The sequence below is a fragment of the Prosthecobacter sp. genome (assembly GCF_044378005.1).
In the GTDB taxonomy this organism is placed as follows: domain Bacteria; phylum Verrucomicrobiota; class Verrucomicrobiia; order Verrucomicrobiales; family Verrucomicrobiaceae; genus Prosthecobacter.
The window spans coordinates 1-3537 of the sequence record NZ_JBILYB010000286.1 but is presented as its reverse complement, the minus strand read 5'-3'; the positions used below and the strand labels follow the sequence as shown (position 1 = coordinate 3537).

The window sequence follows — 3537 nt, the reverse complement described above, 5'->3', positions numbered from 1 at the left end:
CATCATTCAATAACAATTCCAGTTCTGCCTTTAACTCGAACAAGCAGAATAAAGCGTATTGCCCCTCCTCCGACTCCAGCGCACCTCAAACATAATCTGTCGGCACCAAATTGGGCGCGAGTTAGAATAAACTTCCTAAAAGCATGTTGTTTCGCTTTTTGTTTGGGTCTTTTCCACTCGTGGTTCCGCCCTAAAACTGCACTTGAGATGTATATGCCATCTTCTCAATTGGGGATATTCGGCTTCGTTATGGAAGCATTAGGATGGCTGCTCGGCGCGGTTGTTATCTCTCTCGCAATCTCACTGTTTGTAGCGCTCGTTCTAATTGCCTTTAAAAAGCCATTCACGGAAACTTGGATGAAGTATTTCCCCATTGGCATCGCAGGAATAGCAGCGCTAGCCTACCTTATGTTATTTCTGCAATAACCTATACAAGACGATGTTCCAGGTCCTCCAGATCCTCATCAGCTTAGCGGCGATTATCGCTGTCTTTCTCTCGCGCACCATCGCTTGGTGCATACTTGGTGGAGGCGTTGCATTGTTCGCTATTATAGCATGCGCCCTCAAGAGCGGTGACAAGCCCCGCGCATTCACCGAGCTTTCTCCTCGTGCTAATGAACTCTTACAGAAGTGGCACCACTTCTACCTCAAACCATTTTCAGGAACAGCTTGCTCAGCATCTTGTAGTGGACTTGCACTGACAGCCGTAATTCTTGTCGTCATCGGTTGCTTCTATCGATTTTGGATAGGCATCGGTCTCGGCGTTGTTTTTTACATAGCTTCATCGGCCCTCTCCCGCTTTTACAACCCGGCAATGTTCCTGACTGATTCAGCAGACCAGCAGGCACATTCCGAGGTGATCGCGTTCCTCCAGGAAATTCGTGAGAATCCGATCTCAAAATGAGTAGTGTCACGGCATAAAGAGATAGATCCGATTGGCATTGGGGAACTTGGAAAAGGCAATCAAATTGTGATTGGATCCCTACACGGGAGGGCGAATTCCGCAGGCGACTACCCCGAACCGTGCTGGAGAAGCGGCGGCGGGCCGGGCGGGGGAGTTTGGATGCCGCAGGCCCTCAGGTGGGGTGCATCTGGAGGCTCAGACATCGCCGCGTGTCGCTGGGGGTTCCCAGGGCAAACGTGCCCGTCGGATACCAGTCTGGGCCAGCGGCCCAGGAACTCCAGGCCCAACCCCTTGCCCGCTCAGGTGGAGGGCGGAAAGCCCGACCGATGCTCAGGACGCCTCGTGCATGGCACCGGGCCTTCAGCCCTCGACCCTGGCGGATGGAGGGTGGTTCGGGAACCTGGGGCTGAATCGCCCCAGGCTGGTATGGGGTGCGCCTTGGGCGCTTCATGGGAGCACCCAAGGTCCGATCTCTGGGGGTAAGGAACTCCTGACTCGATGCGGCAAGCGGTCTGCCCCTCACCCCAACCCTCTCCCCGGAATGAGATCTGGGAGAGTGCGAGATGCACCGCCGGGGCGAGGGAGCCAGCGGTCACCGCTCTTGAGTTTGCCGCTGGCGCTGTCAGGTCACTTCACCACGTCACCCATGAGCAGGAGGGCGCCGGGGTAGATCTTGGTGCCGTCGAAGCGCTCGGGTTTGTCGATGGTGTTCTTGTTCTTGGCGAGGATGGCGGCTTTGTCCGGCTGGTCGGGATGGATTTCGATCTTCACGGTGTGGACGGTGTCGGGCAGGCCGTCGCCGATCATGAGGGAAGCCAGGCGGTGGTAGGTGCAGTAAGCGTCGAAGCGTGGGACGATCTTGGCGGGCTGGTCGTCGAGCGTGACGATGACCTGACCGCAGTCGGGACCGATGAGGTCGTAGAGGGCGCAGCGGGTGCCTTTGAACTTGAAGGTGATGGTCTCGCCGGGCTTCGAGCCAGTGTGCAGGTTCGGCAGGCGGGCGGCCCAGCGTTTGCCGAAGTCGTCCGTTTTCACATCGACGGCGGTGATGCCGCTGGAAAGGGTGGTGGCGCTGATGGGGATGAGCTTGGCGTTCTCGTAGTTCTTCGGATTGAAAGCTGCGGAGAGGGCGTGCGCGGCGGGTTTGCCAGATGACTCGGCGATGGGGCCAAGCGAACGAACGATGGCGGCGAGGTAGAGCTCGTGGCCGGTCTCGACATGCGGATGGACGCTGTCGGGGGCGAAGACGAACTTGTCGCCAAGGGCTTTCTTTTCTTCGTTGGTCTTCGGGAGCTTGGCCTTCCATTCGAGTTTGCTGGCTTTGGCGAGCTTGGCGACTTCCATGCCCATGTGGATAGTGGGGATGCCGTAGTGATCGGCCACGCTTTCCATGGCGCTGGCGCTGCGCTGGAATTTGCCGTCGAGCATGGCGGGCACGAGGGCCTCGGTGACGGTATAGACGAAGCAGATGTCGCACTCGGGAAGCGTGCGCCAGGTCTGGCGGACGATGCCCTCCATGCAGCGGATGATCTGCTCGGGCTGCGCGCCGCCATCATTGACGGCGAACTCGACGAAGAGCAGGTCGGGCTTTTGATCGAGCATGTCCTGCTTCAGACGGCAGACGCCGAGGTCGGAGCCGGTGCCGCCGATGGCCGCATTGATCTCGCTGAGCTTCGCCTGCGGGTAGGTCTTCTGGAAATGGGCGAGCGTTTTGACGCGCCATCCCGGCTGGGCGGTGATGCTGCCGCCGAAGTAGCCGATCTTCAGCTCCGCGCCGGGCTGGCTGACTTTGTGCAAGAAGTTCGGCAGGCCGGTGCGGGGGCGGCATTCCTGCGCGGCGACGAGGGGAAACTCAGGCTCGGCAGATTGGAGGCTGGCGAAGGCCAGAAGGCTGAGGAAGGCGCAGCGGAGGACGGGAATCATGGTTGAAGAGGTGGCGGTTGTTCTCTTTCGGTGGCGGAAAGTTTTCGGCAATTCTTTTTCCAAGGCTTGCCTTCCGTCGGGCAGTCACCTACAAAACCCCGTTCTCCCCAAAAATTATGAGCGCTGACTTCTCCACTCCCCAAATCCCCGCCCTCGGCATCATGGAACCCCTCGGCGATGAGGACCGCGACATCCTGAGCGGCTACGGCGAATTCCGCCCCGTGCAGCCCGGCAGTCATTTGATCGAGGAAGGCAGCGTGCAGACGAGCCTTTATTTCATCATCAGCGGCAAGCTCCACGCCACCGCCATGCGCGGCGGCCATAAGGTCCTGCTCGGCAGCGTCGGCAGTGGCGAAACCGTGGGCGAGATCAATCTCCTCGATCCCTCTGCTGCGAGCGCCACCGTCACCGCCGTCGAGTTCAGCCAGGTCTGGTGCATTGACTCAAAGAGTCTGGAGTCCTACATCAATGAGTATCCCCGTCCTGCTGCCTGGCTGCTGATCGGCGTCGGCAAGACCATCGCCCGCCGCCTGCGCTCCGTGAATGAGAAGATCGCCAGCTTCTACGGCGGCTGATGCGGCGCTGATCGCTTTAACAAACAGGCCAGACGAGAGTCTGGCCTGTTTGTTTGTGGGATGTTAGGCCGTGTTTGAAAACCTGTCGATTGGCAAAGTTGAAGGGGTGGTGTAAATAAGGCGACCGATGAAAAC

General features: G+C 58.7%; 4 protein-coding genes. 3 read left to right on the top strand and 1 reads right to left on the bottom strand.

Features of this window, described 5'->3' with window-relative positions:
* Both AC6FTP_RS26165 and AC6FTP_RS26160 read left to right on the top strand, forming a co-directional pair.
* Positions 1-426: hypothetical protein (locus AC6FTP_RS26165; protein ID WP_497209841.1), on the top strand; the 426-nt coding region annotated here is incomplete at its 5' end.
* Between the two features lie 13 nt (positions 427-439).
* Positions 440-904: a hypothetical protein gene (locus tag AC6FTP_RS26160; protein ID WP_497209840.1), complete on the top strand. Its 465-nt coding sequence runs from the start codon at positions 440-442 to the stop codon at positions 902-904.
* Positions 905-1531: 627 nt separating this feature from the next.
* On the opposite strand, the gene AC6FTP_RS26155 is transcribed toward AC6FTP_RS26160, so the two are convergent.
* Positions 1532-2827, bottom strand: coding sequence for an SGNH/GDSL hydrolase family protein (locus AC6FTP_RS26155; protein ID WP_497209839.1), 1296 nt, complete (start codon positions 2825-2827; stop codon positions 1532-1534).
* 116 nt (positions 2828-2943) lie between these two features.
* Between AC6FTP_RS26155 and AC6FTP_RS26150 the strand changes: the two genes are divergently transcribed.
* A complete protein-coding gene (locus AC6FTP_RS26150; RefSeq protein ID WP_497209838.1) occupies positions 2944-3402 on the top strand; it encodes a Crp/Fnr family transcriptional regulator in 459 nt (152 codons plus the stop codon).
* The last annotated feature ends 135 nt before the right edge of the window (positions 3403-3537 follow it).